General features: G+C 63.2%; 1 protein-coding gene. It reads right to left on the bottom strand.

The window, feature by feature from the left end; all coding sequences use genetic code 11:
- Positions 1-552, bottom strand: a 552-nt coding sequence (locus ACFMBG_RS24165; RefSeq protein WP_421057180.1) for an IS110 family transposase, incomplete at both ends; no start/stop codon positions are given.

Below are 552 nucleotides of genomic sequence, written 5' to 3'. Positions count from 1 at the left end.
CTCCGGAAACGCTCCGCATTGTCGAGGGTAGCGATAAAGGACAGCGCGACGACAGGCCCAACGCCCGGAACGGTCATGAGGCGGCGGGCAAGGCCGCTTTCGCGTGCGATGATCCTGAGATCTTCATCCATCGCTTCCGCGGCTGCGCACAGGGCCCTGTGGATCGGGATGAACATGCCAGCCATCAGGCCGAGCGCCGGGTCGGTCAGGCCTGCCTCTGCGAGCTGGTCGCGGAAGCCCTGCCTCAGGTCTGCCCGGCCTACTGGCCCCATACAGATCCCGAAAATCTTCAGCACACCGCGAACATGCGCTTCCAGCTCCTTGCGCATCCTGATCAGGCGTTCCCGTGCGCCAATAAGAACGCGAACCCGTTCCGACGCTTCGCTTCTGATGTGAACCCGGCTGAACCAGCCGGTACGGGCCAGATGTGCCAACCCTTCGGCATCACCGGGATCGGACTTGTTGATCCGTCCCGACAGCGCCTTGTGTGCCAGGCGCGCATCAATGCAGATGATCGGAAGGCCGCGTTTCTCCAGTTCACGGGTGAGCCAG

The organism is Leisingera coralii (assembly GCF_049056525.1).
Lineage (GTDB): Bacteria > Pseudomonadota > Alphaproteobacteria > Rhodobacterales > Rhodobacteraceae > Leisingera > Leisingera coralii.
This window is presented reverse-complemented; position numbering and strand designations above follow the sequence as displayed.